The sequence below is a fragment of the Paenibacillus sp. FSL K6-1217 genome, assembly GCF_045040735.1.
GTDB lineage: Bacteria > Bacillota > Bacilli > Paenibacillales > Paenibacillaceae > Paenibacillus_AQ.
Window position 1 is genome coordinate 4298137 of the sequence record NZ_CP150271.1, and the last position, 17641, is coordinate 4315777.

General features: G+C 48.4%; 26 protein-coding genes. 2 read left to right on the top strand and 24 right to left on the bottom strand.

Features of this window, described 5'->3' with window-relative positions:
• Positions 1-8: 8 nt before the first annotated feature.
• The 14 genes from MHH28_RS18900 to MHH28_RS18965 all read right to left on the bottom strand — a co-directional run bounded on the left by MHH28_RS18900 (position 9) and on the right by MHH28_RS18965 (position 10860).
• Positions 9-560: a phage tail protein I gene (locus MHH28_RS18900; protein ID WP_405104544.1), complete on the bottom strand. Its 552-nt coding sequence runs from the start codon at positions 558-560 to the stop codon at positions 9-11.
• Entirely contained in the window at positions 553-1680 is a 1128-nt protein-coding gene (locus tag MHH28_RS18905; protein ID WP_405104545.1) for a baseplate J/gp47 family protein, read from the bottom strand. Before MHH28_RS18905 ends, MHH28_RS18900 begins: the two co-directional genes overlap by 8 nt.
• Before the next feature lie 3 nt (positions 1681-1683).
• Positions 1684-2013 (bottom strand): GPW/gp25 family protein, encoded by a 330-nt coding sequence (locus MHH28_RS18910; protein WP_405104546.1) that lies wholly within the window; start codon positions 2011-2013, stop codon positions 1684-1686.
• Positions 2010-2453 (bottom strand): phage tail protein, encoded by a 444-nt coding sequence (locus tag MHH28_RS18915; protein ID WP_405104547.1) that lies wholly within the window; start codon positions 2451-2453, stop codon positions 2010-2012. The genes MHH28_RS18910 and MHH28_RS18915 overlap by 4 nt, the downstream gene beginning before the upstream one ends.
• Positions 2450-2863: a phage baseplate assembly protein V gene (locus tag MHH28_RS18920; protein WP_405104548.1), complete on the bottom strand. Its 414-nt coding sequence runs from the start codon at positions 2861-2863 to the stop codon at positions 2450-2452. The genes MHH28_RS18915 and MHH28_RS18920 overlap by 4 nt, the downstream gene beginning before the upstream one ends.
• Before the next feature lie 3 nt (positions 2864-2866).
• Positions 2867-3898 carry a phage late control D family protein gene (locus tag MHH28_RS18925; RefSeq protein ID WP_405104549.1) on the bottom strand — a complete coding sequence of 344 codons (1032 nt, stop codon included), beginning with the start codon at positions 3896-3898 and terminating at the stop codon, positions 2867-2869.
• 5 nt (positions 3899-3903) lie between these two features.
• On the bottom strand, positions 3904-4104 hold the full coding sequence (locus MHH28_RS18930; protein WP_036721798.1) for a tail protein X: 201 nt from the start codon (positions 4102-4104) through the stop codon (positions 3904-3906).
• Positions 4101-7082, bottom strand: coding sequence for a phage tail tape measure protein (locus tag MHH28_RS18935; RefSeq protein ID WP_405104550.1), 2982 nt, complete (start codon positions 7080-7082; stop codon positions 4101-4103). The genes MHH28_RS18930 and MHH28_RS18935 overlap by 4 nt, the downstream gene beginning before the upstream one ends.
• A gap of 149 nt (positions 7083-7231) precedes the next feature.
• Positions 7232-7552: a phage tail assembly protein gene (locus tag MHH28_RS18940; protein ID WP_405104551.1), complete on the bottom strand. Its 321-nt coding sequence runs from the start codon at positions 7550-7552 to the stop codon at positions 7232-7234.
• A gap of 12 nt (positions 7553-7564) precedes the next feature.
• Positions 7565-8083 (bottom strand): phage major tail tube protein, encoded by a 519-nt coding sequence (locus MHH28_RS18945; protein WP_405104552.1) that lies wholly within the window; start codon positions 8081-8083, stop codon positions 7565-7567.
• Between the two features lie 14 nt (positions 8084-8097).
• Complete coding sequence (locus tag MHH28_RS18950; protein WP_405104553.1) at positions 8098-9543, bottom strand: phage tail sheath family protein; 1446 nt, start codon at positions 9541-9543, stop codon at positions 8098-8100.
• 3 nt (positions 9544-9546) lie between these two features.
• Positions 9547-9819 (bottom strand): hypothetical protein, encoded by a 273-nt coding sequence (locus MHH28_RS18955; protein WP_405104554.1) that lies wholly within the window; start codon positions 9817-9819, stop codon positions 9547-9549.
• Positions 9816-10241, bottom strand: a complete 426-nt coding sequence (locus MHH28_RS18960; RefSeq protein WP_405104555.1) for a hypothetical protein — start codon at positions 10239-10241, stop codon at positions 9816-9818. The genes MHH28_RS18955 and MHH28_RS18960 overlap by 4 nt, the downstream gene beginning before the upstream one ends.
• 97 nt (positions 10242-10338) lie before the next feature.
• Positions 10339-10860: a sigma factor-like helix-turn-helix DNA-binding protein gene (locus tag MHH28_RS18965; protein WP_405104556.1), complete on the bottom strand. Its 522-nt coding sequence runs from the start codon at positions 10858-10860 to the stop codon at positions 10339-10341.
• Between the two features lie 206 nt (positions 10861-11066).
• Here MHH28_RS18965 and MHH28_RS18970 point away from each other — a divergent pair, with 206 nt between their 5' ends.
• Complete coding sequence (locus MHH28_RS18970) at positions 11067-11462, top strand: helix-turn-helix domain-containing protein (RefSeq protein ID WP_405104557.1); 396 nt, start codon at positions 11067-11069, stop codon at positions 11460-11462.
• A gap of 91 nt (positions 11463-11553) precedes the next feature.
• Positions 11554-12450: an ImmA/IrrE family metallo-endopeptidase gene (locus tag MHH28_RS18975; protein ID WP_405104558.1), complete on the top strand. Its 897-nt coding sequence runs from the start codon at positions 11554-11556 to the stop codon at positions 12448-12450.
• Between the two features lie 63 nt (positions 12451-12513).
• On the opposite strand, the gene rpsI is transcribed toward MHH28_RS18975, so the two are convergent.
• The 10 genes from rpsI to MHH28_RS19025 form a co-directional block, all read right to left on the bottom strand.
• Positions 12514-12906: a 30S ribosomal protein S9 gene (rpsI, locus tag MHH28_RS18980; protein ID WP_036692433.1), complete on the bottom strand. Its 393-nt coding sequence runs from the start codon at positions 12904-12906 to the stop codon at positions 12514-12516.
• Between the two features lie 20 nt (positions 12907-12926).
• Positions 12927-13364 carry a 50S ribosomal protein L13 gene (gene rplM / locus MHH28_RS18985; RefSeq protein ID WP_209878867.1) on the bottom strand — a complete coding sequence of 146 codons (438 nt, stop codon included), beginning with the start codon at positions 13362-13364 and terminating at the stop codon, positions 12927-12929.
• A 231-nt stretch (positions 13365-13595) separates the two neighbouring features.
• Entirely contained in the window at positions 13596-14375 is a 780-nt protein-coding gene (gene truA, locus MHH28_RS18990; RefSeq protein WP_405104559.1) for a tRNA pseudouridine(38-40) synthase TruA, read from the bottom strand.
• A gap of 278 nt (positions 14376-14653) precedes the next feature.
• Complete coding sequence (gene rplQ / locus MHH28_RS18995) at positions 14654-15019, bottom strand: 50S ribosomal protein L17 (RefSeq protein ID WP_019908254.1); 366 nt, start codon at positions 15017-15019, stop codon at positions 14654-14656.
• Positions 15020-15061: 42 nt separating this feature from the next.
• Positions 15062-16006: a DNA-directed RNA polymerase subunit alpha gene (locus MHH28_RS19000; protein ID WP_036692422.1), complete on the bottom strand. Its 945-nt coding sequence runs from the start codon at positions 16004-16006 to the stop codon at positions 15062-15064.
• 131 nt (positions 16007-16137) lie between these two features.
• A complete protein-coding gene (gene rpsK / locus MHH28_RS19005; protein ID WP_020427052.1) occupies positions 16138-16533 on the bottom strand; it encodes a 30S ribosomal protein S11 in 396 nt (131 codons plus the stop codon).
• Between the two features lie 19 nt (positions 16534-16552).
• Positions 16553-16921: a 30S ribosomal protein S13 gene (gene rpsM, locus MHH28_RS19010; protein ID WP_036721817.1), complete on the bottom strand. Its 369-nt coding sequence runs from the start codon at positions 16919-16921 to the stop codon at positions 16553-16555.
• Positions 16922-16940: 19 nt separating this feature from the next.
• Entirely contained in the window at positions 16941-17054 is a 114-nt protein-coding gene (rpmJ, locus tag MHH28_RS19015) for a 50S ribosomal protein L36 (RefSeq protein WP_003322638.1), read from the bottom strand.
• A gap of 53 nt (positions 17055-17107) precedes the next feature.
• Positions 17108-17323 carry a translation initiation factor IF-1 gene (gene infA / locus MHH28_RS19020; RefSeq protein WP_018753971.1) on the bottom strand — a complete coding sequence of 72 codons (216 nt, stop codon included), beginning with the start codon at positions 17321-17323 and terminating at the stop codon, positions 17108-17110.
• A 2-nt stretch (positions 17324-17325) separates the two neighbouring features.
• Positions 17326-17634, bottom strand: a complete 309-nt coding sequence (locus MHH28_RS19025) for a hypothetical protein (RefSeq protein WP_405104560.1) — start codon at positions 17632-17634, stop codon at positions 17326-17328.
• Between the last annotated feature and the right edge of the window lie 7 nt (positions 17635-17641).

Here is a 17641-nt window from a genome sequence, read left to right on the forward strand (position 1 = left end):
TTCCCTCCCTAAATCTGAATATGTTCCCCGAAATGTAAAAAGCCGCCCAAATAAAGTGGCAGCGGCTCCGCTTGTGAAATAGTGACGCTATCCAGTACAGCAGACAACCGCTTCACTGCATCAACAGCGGCGATAAACTCCTGCGCCCGCGCCGCAGTCACATCAGCATTATTGGTGACTACCCGGAAATGATAGGGTTCTCCCCCATATTGCCACCATTCTTCGACTGCACCCTGGCCAAACAGGATGCCGATCAGATCTTCTACTGCACCCGCAGTCCCTTTGTGTCTGTGAAAAGGAATTGCATTTTGAATCAGCAGCCTCTTCTGTTCAACAGGAAGAGCCGGATCATAATACGGCGGCTTGAATTGCCAAGCCAGCTCATCTGTATCCGCATCTGTCCATTCCGCTGATCGGCTGAAAATATTCAGACCGGCGATCATAGCGCTTGTCTCTTGCAACTGTATATCTAGCGCAGCCGCAGCCGCGGCCATGGCAGGGTCCTTACGAATGGAAGGCGGGAGCATATCATTCAGGCTTAAGGTCTGGATATTAATCATCTGACAGCCCCCCGTAAGTCAATGCCGTTGTGCCGGATAGGGCCACTTGGGTTGCAGACATTGTTTTAAACACGGGCTCTGTCACCGTGACCCGTAGCGCCCCGGCAGCCATAATACGGGATATTAGCTCTGACGGGTTGATATCCCGGCCAAGCTTGGAGCGCTGCCATAGCTGATAAGCAACAACAGCTGCCGATACTGCCGCCTGAATACCCTGAACCTCAGCAGCCCGGCTGCGGCTAATATAATAGGTGAGCGCAGTATTGTAACTGATTGGCTGTGGTGCACTCACAGTTACCTGATCGGTCAGCGGCCGGATTCCCCGGTCTTCCAAAGTTTCAGCAATAGAATTCAGGACATCCTCGTTTGGAATCTCCCCCTCTGCCAGTAACGGAACCACGGTTACACGCCCGGGCGCCGGAGAGAAGGCATGAACATCCTTAATTGCCGAGGAAGCGGACTTGGCCCAGAATTCATATGCTCCCTGAGGCCCGGCCGTTGAGTACGATTCCGGCGCATGGCGGATGCGTTCCTTGAAGGCTTCATCCGTCTCAGCAGCAGCGCCGCCAGAGCTGGTGGTCAGATTCATTACCGACTGGACAAAAGGCAGCGGGTCCATTTGAACATTAATCTGTCCGGGCAAAAACCCGTTCCCTGTTGTGCCCGATTCAGAGCATCGTGCCTTAATAATGCCCGTTGCCTCTCCCGCAGGAATCTCTAGATATTCCATGGTTATAAAATATATCGATCCCTTCCCGCCCTGCACTCCGACACGTGTTCCTGCCGGTATTGAGGTCGCCGAAGCTAGTGGTATGGATAAAACAAATTGGAGCGTAACGATTGCCGCCGATGGCTCCAGTCGCTTCGATCCCTGAAATGCCCCCATGTGGTCCAATAGTGTGCCGGAGGCATAGCGCAGCAAATTTCCTTTGGCGGTCTGATTGATCAGCACCTTTTGCTGGATAATTAATGCTGCGAGTGAAGACAAAAAAAGCCGCACCGGATCGGCAGGCTGCAGCGTGCGTCCGGCAAGGCCTTCATATACAGTGATTACATTTTGCTGAATGGCGGCTGCATCCTCCTCCGTAAAACTGATTTCCGGTAACTCAGCATATTCCAATTCCTACTCCTCCTCTGCCAGGCTATATTTCAGTACTACGGCTAAGCTGCCTGTAAGCTGCTCTTCTATATCCTTATGAAAAGAAACATCGGCCACTATAGCACGCGGCTCCTGCTCTGTGATGGCTGTGATGATCGCTGCCGTCAGGCGGGATTCAGCGATGTATGCCGGTTCATCAATAATGGAGTAGTCCAGACCAATCCCCCGGGCTAATGGTGCGCTGCCAAGCGGAGTAGCAAGGATCATCTTTATATTCTGAGCAACTTCCTCTTCTACCGTTGCCGGGTGAAAATCAATCAGTGTGGGCTGAGTCATATCTACGGTATACATCATTTTACATACTCCTCAAGTGAGATCGTGACCTGTGCATCCAGTACATTGCCAATGCTATCCAGCCTGTTCCAATCCTGTGACAAACTGCTGATGACCCATAGCCCAACCCCCACATTCTTGCGTCCTATGATTAACGGCATCGCCTTGCCGGCACGGTCCAGCTCAGTAAGCCTGTCTAGCTCTTTGCGCGGATTAAGGCCAAGCGCCGCTGAGAATTGAACCGAGAATGAAACTGAATCTGCCCCCGGTCCCAGAAATTCCTTCTTGGGCTTCTTGCCGATAATGTCATGCTGGGCCCAACGGCTGGAGCTGCTGCGCTTGAATTCATCTATGGTACGAATCGCACCCTCCGCAACGACAAACACTACCGGCCCCAGACTGCCAATCTTATTCATTTTGTAATCTTGCTTCTGCTCTTTGCTGTTGCCCTTATTACTCATCCGGTTCTGCCTCCCCCATCATGAACTGAGCTGGCAGACAGCTTGCCGGTAACCGTCAAGTCTCCCTCGATACGCACCCCGCCGGCTGCCTTAACATTCAGCTTCTGGGCTGTTCGGTCATAATAGACATAGCTGCCATCCTCGAACCATACCCCCTGCTGATCCTGAGTGCCGGAAGGCTGAGCATCATCTGCATAGTAGCTTCCCAAACAGATGCCAGCGGAACGCGCATGATTCAAAAAAGCACACACGACCCGCTCTCCCGGCAACGGTACGGCATTGCCTTTTCCCCAGCCGCCCGGTGTCAGCACCGGCAACTCGCCGGAAACCATATCATCACGGTCTGCAAAAGTAACCCTGACACTTCCGGCTGCCGGATTAGCTGTCGATACCCTGCCAATAAGTATCACCTTTCACCACCCCAATACTTTACGAATGTCCAGACTGGTTGTATATCCGCTGCTTCCAATTGAGTGCCTTGCCGATTCAATAATGTATTTGCCGTCAAACCGCTTCCAGCCTTTGATATTAATGGTGAGTCCCGCAGCCATCCTTAGATCACCCATAAGCGAGAGAGTCCCTTTGCCGCCCTCTTTATTCTTTTCCCGGAGCCTTTTACGGGCCAGCCGCATAGCATCTGCCTGTGAGTCAACCTGTTCATTAATCTTAAGTACAGGGCCGCTCTTAGGTGCGCCTGGAGGGGTATACGTAGCCTTGAGAGACTCTTTGCCCTGTGAGGGAGTATACGTCACTGTACATGCCCGGAAAGCTGCATAGGCCGTATTGTAAGCGAAGCTGTAATCCGTCACATTGTCCTCCCCCCGCACGATCGTGGCCACCGCTTCTTTTTGTTCATATTCCTGTTCATCAAAAAGCACTAGGCATCCAGAAGATACTTTAATCGCGATACCTTCTTGTGTAGCTGTGTTCAGCAAAAAGGCCAAGTCCGACACCTCCGACTGCTCCAGCCGGTCATAAGAGGGGTTGTCCTGTGCCTCATAAATTAATTTCAGCATTGCGCGTTTGGCCACTTGAGCAGCGATTGTTTTCAGATTGGTTTTCTCCCAGCTGCGCGAACTGCGCTGCATCCGAACCTCGGAGGTCACGGGAAGCGAGACCGCCTTAATCGAGATCGTGTCGGGAGGACCGCTAAAATCAATACTGTCTACCTCAAAGGTGCCCAGCGGCAGCTTCTTGATTTCACCCGGCTTGTCCCAGTTGACCGTCCGGATCGCAGCAACCAATTGATCGCCTTCAACCGGGGACCAAGGCCCCTGCCAATTGCGCTCCCTATCCTCAAGCGTGACTGTAAGATCATCTAATGAACCTGAGGCAGCATCATTATACTGTAAATCTGTCAGCGATTTGGTAATATCCTGCGTAACATCTTTTCCGTTATAGCGCAGTTCCAGTACCGCTCTGCGTGCGTCCTGCATAAGTTCCATATGCTTCACTCCCTTCGCCAGGGAGGCAGTGAACTGGATATGTCCGTGGGCAGCTCTGGTACATTTAGTACAATATTGCCTGAGAATACACTGACAGCAGCATGTGCCGGATTAGCATTCAGGAGCAGCGTCAGGAAACGGGCATCTCCATAGATTTTAAAAGCAATCCCATCCCACATATCGCCTTGTACCGTTCTATAGATCATTGGAAGCTCACCCGCCTCTGCTGCAGCAGCATCGACTTGAACCGGCGTTCGAATCCGTCCTCTGTCTGCCTTAAAGCCTCCCGTACCTGTTCAGCTACAGATTTATCGCCCCCCTGAAGGGTTACACTGGGCGCCCAGGTTACATGAATATCCCCATTGTTAACAGAATTATTATTATACCCCATTAAATCATTTGCCTTCTCAAGCAAAGACCTCGACCGGGGCTTGCGGTTCAAGGGAATGGCGATTTCAGGACCAGCCTCACCAAAAATAGAGGGAACGTATGCGATACCGCCTTCAGCGTACCCCTCAAAACCCGGATCATGTTGCGCCAAGTAATTCATTTTTTGGCCAGCTTTAGTGCGGGAATTGGGTGTACCATTGGTTTCAATGGACTTATGGACTTCGCCCCACTCTTCCTTTGTAAGTTTCCAGTTTGGAACCTGTCCGGTTTGCTGCCATAAGACCATAATATTAACCATCTTTTCGGCAGGTACTTTGTCCAGCTCACTGGTGAGATTCCCCACTTTATATATTGCTTGATCAATCTGTTCTTTTTGAACAACGGACATATCCTTGTACTTTGCTACTTGTTCTTCCAAGGTTCCTCCGAGATTAAGCTCAATTAATTTTTTTTGGGAATTGTAATAGGTTAACATGCTATTTTCTGCTTTGTTTATGTCACCCTCGGTTTCTTTGATTTTAGCGTTTTGGTCATCGAAGGAATTCATATATTTTTCATAATCTCTTCTGATCGACTCAATAGCCCACCCACCGGAAACATCGTAATTTGTACCTTGAGCTTTATTGATTTTATCTCTTAATGCATCTATCTGTGCTACTTTCTCCTTTTCGCTTCCCTTTCCATCCCAAATCTCATCAAGCTGATTCACGTACTCACGATAATCTTGAAATTTAACCTTATTAGTCTCATATTCAGCGTTCTGCTTGGCGAGTTTTTCGGTCGATGCTGTGTATTCATCCTCCAAATCAGGCAATTTAGCCTGTGCTGAGAGTGCATCATGCTCTAACTCTCGTCTGCCTATCTCCTCACGGGCTTTGGCCAGATTACCGACAAGCCCAAGCTGATCGCTAAATCTTCCACTTTTCAAATCTTCAGCCGACAAAATACCAGGATTCATATCAATTAACTTTTGCTCTACATCTTTCTGTTTTCGTCTGGCTTCTGCTAATTCTGCAGCGGGGGTTCTGACATCCTTAATTTTCCTCGCCAACCGGTCATATTCGGTAATCAAGCCTTGGGTTTTAGTACTGGCTTCCTCAATCCCTGAATAATTGTTATAGGATTCTTCCAGTGTACCTCCCATATTCAAAAGCTCCTGGCGCGCATCCTCCTGATGCTTTTTGAAGGCGATGACACCGGCCGTGACCAGTCCGACACCGGCAACAGCGAGACCTACGGGATTCGTCAGCAATCCCAGTGCACCTGCAAATCCTCCAGCCGCTCCGCTGGCCGCGCTGGCCGCCTTAATGATCGTGGAGAACTCCTGAACAATCTTCACTGTTTTTGTGGCCAGCATCGCAGCAGGAACGGCGAGACCGATCACCATCAGCACTTCTTTGTTGTCTGACGCCCAGCTGGTCAACCCCTGAAGTGCAGGCATCACGCTCTCTCCCAGAGGAACCACAAGACCGGACATCAACTCCCGCCCTATGGCTGCAAACTGCTCGGTTAGCGTATTATCCTTAATCGCAGACACTTCATCCATCGTCTGCCGGGTCATATCAAACTGATGCCGCGTCTGGCCCAGCGACAACACCGCTTTGTTACCTATCTCCTCAAACTGAGACCCGAATATAGCGCTGGCCAGGGACGCTTGATGAACCGGATCTTTAATTGCTTTTAATTTCGCAATGACCTGATTCATGGCATCCTTACCTGTCAGAGACCCGTCTGCCAGCCCTTTGAAGATTTCATCCCCATTGCCCATTGTCTTGCGCAGTTGAAGCATGGCCTTGCTCGCCGAGTCTCCGCCCGCCTTCAAATCCTTGACCAGGGCAACAGCTCCATTCTTCCCGGCCACTTTCACCAATTCGCCGAATTCCTTCGACTTCGTTCCGCCACTTACAAGCGCAGCACTGAATTGATTCAGCTGCTCAGGTGCAAACAGCTCATAGACAGCGGCCTTTGTGGAATCCGAACCCTCTTTTACGGTGGAGCTGAATTTCTTCACAAGCCCGGCAAGACCCTCAAGGGAATTCCCCCCATTGTCCATGCCAGAGCTTAATAATTCAAACATCTCGTCAGCAGAATATCCCATCTTCTTGAAGTCAGCGCTGTACTTCTCTACGGCACTTAGAAGCCCGCCGGATGTGTTCATGCCCTTCTGCGCACCTTGGGCCATCAGATTATAGGCCTGCTCTGAAGAGATGCCGAACTTTTGCATCATCGCATCAACGGCTTGTACGGAGTCTGATATATCCCCCTTAAAAACATCGCGATACGTCATAGCGGTCTGAGTGGTCTTCTCCAGCTCATCTCCGGTTTGGCCCAGAACTTGCTTCACCGTTCCAACCGCGTCACCGATATCCTCGAAGTTTTTACCGTAATTCTGACTGTACAGGCTATCGGAGATTTCTTTCATTCCGCTCATTTCAGCGGCGGTTAATCCGGTTGATGCCTGAAGCTGCGCCATTGCCCCGGCAGAATCATTCACAGCCGTCCATACCGCTTTTAGGGGTTCAACCGCTTTAGTCAGCATGGAGAAATCCACTTCTTTGAAAGCAGTCTTAAGTTTGTCACCGAGTTGTTCGGCTTCGTCACCAGCGTCCTCAGCATCTCCGCGCAGTTGATCAAAGTAGCCCGCCCTGGCCAGCTCTTTAAGCACGTCTTCCAAATCCTTAATTTGCTGTTCCACTTCCTCGACAGAGCGGGGAACATTTGGATTCACCAATACATTCAGCCGGACAATAAGCTCACTGATGCTGCTTGGACTCCCTGAACCTGAACCTGCCATAGGTTACCTCCCTCCTTTAATTCTCGCCACCCGCTCTGCCCAATCCCCCAGTTCCTCAACAGGCAGGCCGAGAAAATAGGGGATTGGAGTATGGGTAAGCATGGCCAAAGAGACGGCGATGTCTTTGATCCCATCGCCGTCTCCGCAGCCTACAGCAGCAAAAAACTTTGTGCCTGTAAGGTAAGTTTTGTGAAATCCTTAGCGGGCAGAGCTTTGATCAGCCCCACATGGACACCAGCAGCCTTGGCCACAATATAAGCCTGATAGGCTTTATTGGTCTCCTTAATCAATTCCCCGCCGGATTGACGGGCAGACTCCATCTGATATTGCCGGTCACAGGTAAGGATGTCCTCACCGGTTAATTTGTCAAAATCAATACTCAGGCTCTCAAACGTATCGCCCTCAAAGTTGACAGGCCGGGCGAAAGTGTATACTTCCGCTCCGGTCTCCTCCAGTTCTTTTGTTCCCATCGTGCACTCTCCTTATAGACCAAGATTCTGTTTGGTAGCGGCAAGGTAATCCACTTCATATACTTTATGAATGTAGTTATACTTATCAATTTCCAGTACCTGGACACCATCCAGGGTGACCTTCAAATAGTTAACCGAGAAGTTGTTGGTAGTATCCATTGCGGCTCCAGTCTCCAGATTACCGAGTGTCAAGCCGAGCGGTCTCGCCCGAACAGTAACCTTAAACGGCACCTCGCGGTATTCACTTGTCGCGGTATCGAAGGTCTGAATGGAAGCACGCAGATCCAGCGTGTGGACCTTCGGTGCCAGCAGAGAGGCTGCTGCACTCTCAATCGTGCGCCATTTAAGCGCCAGACTCATCGCTCCCGTGTACCCTGGGGATGGCGCCGCCATTTCTCCGGCAATCCCGCCCCCTTTGATGGTATCTACCAGGTAAGTAATTTCAGGCAAAGTCGCGGTTGCTGTTCCCAAGTAATCGACGGCATTCAAATACACCGAATAATCAATAACCCGTTCTGATCTGTTTGGCATTATTGTTCCTCCTTCTACGCTACCAGCGCAGCTAAATATGTTGTGTCGTATTCAAGCAGGAATGAAATCTCCTGTGCCGGTCCAGGCGGAGTAAGATGCAGATGGAAGGTAATCTTGCCCGCCATCAGATCTGTCACCGGATTCTCGGATTCATTGAACTCTACCCGTCCGCCCAGCAGTGCTCCTGATGCCGTCAGGCCATTCAGCCAAATGTTAACGGAGTCCGTAACCGCTGCTACCAGCCGCTTGTTCATCGGGTCATCCACCTTCTGCATGTAAGTCAGAATCAGACTGTTGCCAATCCAGTTGAACATCCGGCGGACCGGAATAAAGCTGTCTTTAGGATCGGTTACGCCCGGATATGCAGCGGTGTTGTTCCCCCAGCTTTTCCAGCCGCTCGTTCCCAGGTTAAGTGCGGTTACAATGCCTGCACTGTTCAGGTAGCTGGCCTGATCAATTCCGAGGAATTGGCTTGTCCCATCGGATAATGCAGTGCCATCCGCCTGTAGAGGCTTATTAGAAGGCGATACAAAAGGGATACCGCCATTATCGGCATCCGCCGCGGCAATAAGGCCGGCAAGCTGAGTGGAGAAATGATATTTTTTATCCCCAAGCGTCAGCATCGGATAGGCGGCAATTTGTAGAGCATCCGTGTAGCTATTGTTGGCTTTCCAAGTACCGGCATCTGTATAAGATCGGGATGGATCAATATCCGTCAGGGCAATCGCCTTGAAATTCCCGTTAATATTTCCGGCCTTCGCCTTCATCACTGCAGCAACCTCAGGCAAATGCGACCAGCCCGGGGCCAGCAGCAGATCCGGAAGGATCCCGAAACGCGGGTAAGCCTGATGAACCAGTTCAAAACCGGTGTATTCACCCGAAGCGGTTACGCCCCCAATGATATCCTCAGCTTCTACAGCATCAGGGTCCAGCTTGTCATATCCAATAGAAAGTTGATCAATACTGGATGCGATTGCACCAGAAGCCTTAGTTGTGACTAACACTTGTCCATTCTCATCAAAAGCAGCTGTGTAATCCTTACCGGATACATAAGTAGAAGTACCATCTGAAGATTTAACAATCAGTGTCGGCAGTAGTACCCCTTCAGCCTGCAAAGTTGCCAACCGGTTACTGACAACTACCGCTGCTGGAGCAACCGTTGTTTTATGGATAGCCGGGTCAAGCACATTGACCAGGATCATAGGAGCTCTTTCGTACAAGGCAAAATGAGAATACACTAATTCGCTCAGCGTATACTGTGACCAGTCTTCACTATATCCCAGAGCAGCAACTGCTTCCGCATAGCTATTCACAAGCACCGGAGTATTAACCGGAACTGCTGCCGTCGCCAGATGAACCGGAGCTGTACCTACTGCAAAAGGAATTCCGCTTGTTGCTTTAGCCGGAGCCAGAACCGAAGTCGACTGTTCAATAATACTTACACCATGTTTAAATGCCATTGATTAAATCCCCTTCCCAAGAAGCCTTTGATAGACTGTATATTCAGCGGTACCCGCTTGAAGAATGCGCTCCTGCACAGTTGTCATTTCCTCGACCGGTACAATCAGTTCGGCCACATCCGGCTGTTCAGCCATTAGGGGCGTTAAATAAGATGGAATGCCTGACCGGAATACGGTCGCTTGCAGCAGTTGCCCGCCACGCAGGTTAGGCCCCAGATAAATCCGGATCGGCTCCCGCTGAGTTTGTTGCTGGTCTTCATTTTCAATAGAATTCACAATACTACCTCCTGTCGAATTTGGGGCAATGCCCAGGTTGTTGTAAGTTCGCCCCTCCATATTGCTGAAGGGTGTTCTTCATCAAGCTTCCATGTCCAACTAGCGTCCAAACTGAATTTCTGTTCAAGAACTCTCTGGCGCAATAGCAGAATACGTACCCGCTCCATCAGATTAAGCAGAACAATTAAGCCTGTATCATCTTCGGAGGAAGTTCCAAAGTGAAGTTTAATTTGAATTTGCCCGCGAACTGAATCTCCCTCACCCTCTGCAGGCCGAATCATAATCACAGGATAGACTGGATTTACACTGGCATCCGGCAGAAGATAACCTAGCAGCACTGGGGGCACAGGTTGCGTATCATCAGCTAATTCCTTTTTCAAAAAATTCTGGATTGCCATAATTAACATCGTGATGGTCATCATTGTCGCCCTCCTTATTTACGATGGTTAACCTCCCTTCTATTTATTAGGGGCTTTCACTAGACAAACCCATTTAATTATTTATAAAAAGCTTACTTTGTCAGATAAGGGATCTATACTCCTCCATTACGGAGCTGATCTTTTTTTGCGCCCGCTGGATATACTCACTGACACTGCCAGCCGAAATCATGAGCATTCCAGCAATAGCAACATGCGAGAACCCTTCGCCGTTAGCCAGCATATAACATTCCCGCTCTCTTCTGCTTAACAGTCCCAAGATATAATCCAGTTGATGTTGTTCATCCTCTGTGAGTCCTTGTGAAGGGATTGCATTGAAGTCGCAGGTGAAGTTCTGCATACGAAATGGCTCTAAAAGAATTTCCCGCTCATAACCCGCACGGCGTTCAATTCCCCGCTTGTTTCCCGGCCGCCGGCCATTGCTCAGCCAATCAATCACATATTTACAGTCACTCACCATTCCGGCGATTATCCTTTTATCATCTTCGCCCGCAGCTCTGTATATCTGCTCTACACGTTTTAATGAAATCTGATATTCCGGTAGCATTCTTTGTAATAAATCAGAATTTATGAATACCCTGTCCTCCTGCTCAATAGTGCTCATCTTAATTCCCCTTTCTTATATAATCTTCAAATGTGATACTCAATTTCGTATTTTTTAATTATAATATGCTCAATTTCGCACTACGTCAAGCCTTAAATAAGAATAAATACGAAAATGCATATTTACAATGGACAATAAAGACTTTACAATGAGGATAAACAATACGAAGTAGCGTATATACCAAGAATTATAGGGAGGGGCTACATGTGCAGCGGGCTGAAGTCTTAAAGAAGTTAATTGAAGAAACCGGCCTGAACACAAAGGCTTTTTCAGAAAAAGCGGGGATTCCTTATACAACGCTGAGATCCATCCTAATGCGCGGTGTAGGAGGGGCTTCTGTGGATAATGTCCTTAAGGTTTGTCGTGCACTGGGCATAACCACTGAAGAGTTGGAGCGTTTGGCCTTTGGCTCTAGTGAAGTAGAGGGTGCTTCTCCAATGGCTGAGCTATCTGAATTCGAGGCCTTCTTAAGCAATCCCGAGCATGGACTGTTCTTCAAGGATTACCTCGATGCACCAGAAGAACGCAAACGGGAAATGTTAACCTTTTGGCAATTTATTAAAGATCTTGAGAAGAAAAAAACAGAGTCTTCAGACAACTAATTCAATGTCAGCAAACATCGTGGTTTCAGCCAACGGGCTGATTCCTCATACCCATAGATGCGAACGTATATTCCTATTATGGAGGTTTCATATGTTTATTCATTATAAAAAAACGCATTTGGAGAATTTCGTAGAAAACCTCTATATAAGTCATTCTATTCTCCAACCGGAAGACATCACGATTTCCAGGCTTTCCGCCGAGTTAAATATCCATGTAGATTACGCTCCTGTTCAAAGCCGTGCATACGAGTCTTTATCAGGTCTGCGTTGTATATTATTGAACAACCGTTCTACACCAATGAAACAGCGATTTGATTTTCTGCATGAACTATGCCACATGCTGAGGCATGCCGGGAATCAAATGGTGCTTCCTGTTCCCTTTATCAAAGCACAAGAAGAGGATGCTGAGAAGTTTGTCCTTTATGCCACCATGCCCTTTTTCATGATTCAGCCCAATAATTTATCTGCAGATTACAATATAGCCATCCAGCAGATTTGCAAGATATTTGGGGTATCCAGAGATATGGCAAAAATACGGTTCGATCAAATTTTACGCCGTGAGTATGAGGGTGAAATGTTGCCTGGAGAGTATGAGGAATATAAATCATTTGATTCTGTCCAACAGAAACCAGAGATTCAACAAGTTATAGATAAACCTGTAATCTTTGCATATTATGATCCCCACAGCACCTTGGATGGTCCTGATCAGCTTATTGTCTGTCTTGATCACAATACTTTGTCCACTCAGCATGAATGGATTGTACCTGTGGAAGAAAGGTTTGAGGAAATAGAGCTGGATGCATTGAAGAACCTTGAGCTTGAATCTGCATCGAGGGGGGACTTGATCTGTTTTGATGGAGAACTTACCTTACAACTTCACCAGCTGGTGTATCGGTATGGTTGGTCCAAAAGGAATTTCGTATTGCAGATGAGGGATATAGAACAGATTCTTGAAGCGGATCAAAGTACAGTACGAAGATTTCTGTGATAAAAAACAAAAGCTCCCAGCCATAAAGGCCAGGAGCTTGAATTCCTTGATAACAAGGGAATCTTAACGTTTCGAGAACTGTGGAGCGCGACGAGCAGCTTTGAGGCCGTATTTCTTACGTTCCTTCATACGTGGGTCACGAGTCAGGAAGCCGGCTTTCTTCAGCGTACCGCGATATTCAGGGTCTACTTTGAGCAATGCACGGGAGATCCCGTGACGGATTGCGCCAGCTTGACCGGAAATGCCGCCACCATGTGCAAGTACGATTACATCGTAGCTGCCCAGAGTTTCAGTCAGGTTCAAAGGTTGTCTTACGATCATTTTCAGTGTTTCAACACCGAAATATTCGTCCATCTCACGTTTGTTAATGACAATGCGTCCTTCACCCGGTACAAGGCGAACACGTGCTACCGAATGTTTACGACGACCTGTCCCATAGTATTGTACTTGTGCCATGAAACTGTCCTCCTTTATTCTTATCCGCGAAGTTCGTAAACTTCAGGTTTTTGTGCTGCATGTGGATGTTCAACGCCTGCATATACTTTGAGTCTCAGCTTCATGTGATTTCCTTGACGAGTCTTAGGAATCATACCATGAACTGCGAATTCAATCATACGCTCAGGTTTGGTCTTGAGCAGTTCTTCCGCAACGGTAACCTTCAAGCCACCTGGGTGCATCGAGTGACGGTAGTATTTCTTGTTTTGCATTTTCTTACCTGTGAGGTGAATCTTCTCAGCGTTGATAACAATTACGAAATCTCCAGTATCAACATGTGGAGTGAATTGCGGTTTGTGTTTGCCGCGGATCAGGGCAGCGGCTTCGCTTGCCAAACGGCCAAGTGTTTTGCCTTCGGCATCAATGATGTGCCAATTGCGTTCAACTTCGTTCGGCTTCGCCATGTAGGTGGTACGCATGAATGTTTCCTCCTTGTTCTCGTACGAAAATCATCTGTTTCGTATATCTTGTTTCGCGATTGGATTACAATTTTGTGAGTTAAAAAACTAATTTGTTGGCATTTCCTTGATCGGGGCTGTGGGATAGCCATCAAGAAAACACAACTTTTATATTACAGTATAAACATGACAAGCGCAAGTGATTTTTAAACATTCAGCAACTATTTTTATGATAAAAATAGAACCGGCCGTTTAGCCCTCAATCTCGTCATATTCCACACTCCAGAGTGCCAGCCCCTTAGACACAGCCGTAGGTCCCGCCGCTGCACGATCACAAGCCGCAAGAATTGCAGGCATTCTATCTGCGCTGATTTTACCTTGCCCCACCTGCATCAGCGTCCCCATAATAATGCGTACCATATGCTGCAGAAAGCCACTGCCTGTGATATAGGTATGGATTACTCCCTGGTCAGAAGAGCCCGGACGGCACATGCTGCGGTCCACCTCAAGATAAGCCTCGTATATCGTCCGCACGTGCGAAGTCTTGGTAGACTTTCTTGAGGCAAACGAGGTGTAGTCATGGGTGCCAAGCAGCGCACCTAACCCCAGCTCCATCGCAGGAATATTCAGCTTCATCGGATGATGATGCTGCCAGCGCCGCTGGAACGGGTCCGGGAACCGGTTGCCGTTAATCGTGTACCGGTAGGTTTTACGCTTCGCCCCTCTGCGGGAGTGGAACGAGAGCGGTACCTCGGCAGCCTCAGTAACCACGATATCCTGCGGAAGCCTGGCATTCAGAGCCAGACACCAGCGCTCCAGCGGAATCTGGGAGGAGGTTATGAAGTTAAAAGGTTGGCCATAAGCGTGCACCCCTGCATCAGTCCGTCCTGAGCCCGTGATTTTGAGCGTCTCACCGGTCAGATGGAGAATAGCATGCTCCAGCTTGTCCTGAATCGTATTGCCCTGAGGCTGGGTCTGAAAGCCATCATAATGGGTGCCGTCATAATTGACTTTCATCAATAGATTGCGCATTTCATTCTCCTGTTGGTCCATATACTTAATTTACTCCAAGTGGAAACGGCTTTGCCGTCCTTTTAAAGGACGGTACCGTTTCGGCGAGAAATAGAAGGATAATGTATAGCGTCAAACATACACATTCTTATATTTTCAAAAAAAAGAGCCCCGGCGGGAGCTCCTTCTACTCTATACAAGGTGATTCCCGCGGTTATTTGCACGGCAGGGTAATATGCCCTGCAGTACAATAACGTTAAATACGTAAAGCGTACGTCCGGAAATCATGGCTTGTGAAACTACGCGCGGTCTACCAGTTCAAGATAAACCATAGGCGCAGCATCGCCACGGCGAGGTCCCAGCTTCAGGATACGAGTGTATCCGCCTGGACGCTCTGTGTAACGTGGAGCAATGTCAGAGAACAATTTTTGGATTGCATCTTGTTCACCATCTACAGTCTCACGACGAACAAATGCAGCTACTTGACGGCGAGCATGAAGATCGCCCTTTTTCGCTTTAGTGATCAGTTTCTCAGCGATGGAACGAACTTCCTTCGCTTTGGCTTCTGTTGTCTGAATACGTTCGTATAGGAACAGATCCGTTACCATATCGCGGAACAAAGCTTTACGCGCGCTGGAATCACGGCCCAATTTTTGGTATGCCATTTGTTTTCCCTCCTTCACTCAAGTCTCAAGAACCCCGGGATACTATTCTTCTGTACGAAGTCCCAAACCAAGTTCCTCTAGCTTCTCTTGAACCTCTTCCAAAGACTTGCGGCCCAGGTTACGAACCTTCATCATATCTTCTTCAGTTTTCGTAGTCAGCTCTTGCACGGTATTAATACCGGCACGTTTGAGGCAGTTGTAGGAACGGACAGAAAGATCAAGCTCCTCGATCGTCATCTCAAGTACTTTTTCTTTTTTGTCTTCTTCTTTTTCAACCATAATTTCGGCGTCTTTCGCTTCATCCGTAAGACCTACGAACAGAACGAGGTGCTCGTTCAAAATTTTGGCTCCAAGGCTAACGGCTTCTTCCGGTCGGATACTGCCATCTGTCCAAATTTCCAGCGTCAACTTGTCGTAGTTAGTCACTTGACCAACACGGGTATTATCAATACCGTAATTCACACGTGAAATAGGAGTGTAGATAGAGTCAACTGGAATTACACCAATTGGCTGATCGTCGCGTTTGTTCCGGTCCGCTTGGACGTAGCCGCGACCACGGCCTGCAAAAATGCGCATGTGCAGTCTCGCGCCAGGTCCCAGCGTTGCAATATGAAGATCCGGGTTCAGGATCTCAACATCGCTGTCCGCACGGATATCACCTGCGGTAACGATGCCTTCTCCTTCAGCATCAATCTCGAACACTTTCTCTTCGTCTGAATGGATCTTCAGAGAAAGAGCTTTAAGGTTCAGAATGATTTCCGTCACATCTTCCATTACGCCGGGAACGGTCGAGAACTCATGCAGAACGCCGTCAATTTGGACCGAAGTCACTGCGGCTCCCGGAAGGGAGGAAAGCAGAATCCGGCGAAGCGAGTTCCCCAGAGTCGTGCCATATCCACGTTCCAGCGGTTCAACTACGAATTTCCCATAGGTCCCATCATCATTGGCTTCTACGGTCTCAATCTTCGGCTTTTCGATTTCTATCACGAGTGTACCCCTCCTTCAAACGTCGCTCCTATATGAAACAGTCACCCCATCAGGTGTATCATGTAGTATGCCTAAACACCTATTATTAGCAGATGCGTCAGAATTATACCACAATCACAATTCTGATTGTACTAAACGCGGCGACGCTTCGGCGGACGGCATCCATTGTGAGGAACCGGAGTAACGTCTTTAATGAGGTTTACTTCAAGACCAGCGGCCTGAAGGGAACGGATGGCTGCTTCGCGGCCCGCGCCCGGTCCTTTAACCATAACTTCAACGGACTTCATGCCGTGTTCCATAGCTGCCTTAGCAGCTGTTTCGGCTGCCATTTGCGCTGCAAATGGAGTCGATTTACGGGAACCTTTGAATCCTTGACCGCCGGAGCTGGCCCAGGAAATTGCATTTCCGTGGGGATCCGTGATCGTAACGATAGTGTTATTGAACGTGGAACGGATATGTGCCACGCCAGACTCGATATTTTTCCGGTCGCGACGTTTCGTACGTACGACTTTTTTCGGTTTAGCCATTGTCTCTTATCACCTCTTCTTATTTCTTTTTGTTTGCTACAGTACGACGCGGGCCTTTACGGGTACGAGCATTGGTTTTGGTACGTTGACCGCGAACAGGCAATCCACGACGGTGACGAACACCGCGGTAACAGCCGATCTCAGTAAGACGCTTAATATTCAAGGAAATTTCACGACGAAGGTCACCTTCAACCTTAACCTCTTTGTCGATCGTTTCACGCAGTTTGCTGACTTCATCTTCCGTCAAATCACGGACACGTGTGTTAACGTCAATGCCTGTTTCATTAAGAATTTTCTGGGAAGTCGTTTTACCGATTCCGAAAATATAAGTCAAGGCGATCTCAACGCGCTTATCACGTGGCAAATCCACTCCAGCTATACGAGCCATTTTACGCTACACCCCCTTCTTAACCTTGTTTTTGTTTGTGTTTCGGATTTTCGCAAATTACCATAACAGTCCCTTTGCGGCGGATGACTTTGCATTTTTCGCAAATGGGCTTTACAGAAGGTCTTACCTTCATGTTAATTACCTCCTCAAAGTTTTGCGAAGCAAAACTTTTGTTGTAGTTCCCATCTATTTACGGTAAGTTATACGGCCTTTTGATAAATCATAAGGCGATAACTGCACGACCACTTTGTCTCCGGTTAGGATACGGATAAAGTGCATCCGCAATTTCCCGGACACATGGGCAAGTATTTGATGACCGTTCTCAAGCTCAACCTTAAAAGTTGCGTTAGGCAACGGCTCAATAACCGTTCCTTCTACCTCAATGACGTCTTCCTTAGCCACAGTTAGTCTCCTTTCTCATTAGCACTTTTTCCAGCGGGCTGGCCATACTTCATCACTGCAAACCGCAGCTTTCCGTTGGTGACCCGGCCGGTTTCTTCCAAACTGTCTACAATCTCACTGCTGATGAAGGGTATGAGCTCCAGGTGCTGAATATTCTTCTTCTTTGGGCTGTCAAACTTACGTTTGTCCCCGTCAGCAATGTATACAAATCTGCTATCCACAACTGCGATAACAACGGCAGCCTCTCCGGCATCCTTGCCTTTGAGAATTCTCACGATTTGACCAATCTGCGGGCTGCTCCCAGTATTCACGTGAAGA